The sequence below is a fragment of the Enterobacter sp. PTB genome (assembly GCF_051130085.1).
Lineage (GTDB): Bacteria > Pseudomonadota > Gammaproteobacteria > Enterobacterales > Enterobacteriaceae > Enterobacter > Enterobacter ludwigii.
On sequence record NZ_JBDKEE010000190.1, the window covers coordinates 1 to 245 of the forward strand.

Sequence of the window (245 nt, forward strand, 5' to 3'; positions counted from 1 at the left end):
CTGTGAAGAAAATGGACTGACATACAGCCTGTCAGAAAATAACGTTTGCTTCGATCCTGTCCTGGGGTATTGCGGTCAGGCGGCGCTGTGGGTTGCCGCAGGGCTGGCTGAAGCAGTTTGTGAGACAAGGGGCCCCCAGCTTATTGCCGCCCAGCCAACAGCGGATATTGATGAGATTTGGGTCATGGTAATCACTAAAGAGAAAATGCATGAGGAACGGCAAGGGAATGTCTAAAGTAAAAGTG

Annotated in this window: 1 pseudogene; it reads left to right on the top strand. The window is 50.6% G+C overall.

Going from position 1 to position 245, the window contains the following annotated elements:
• Positions 1-235 (top strand): annotated as a pseudogene (locus AAIR21_RS28200) (hypothetical protein); the annotation flags it as partial.
• Positions 236-245 lie beyond the last annotated feature (10 nt).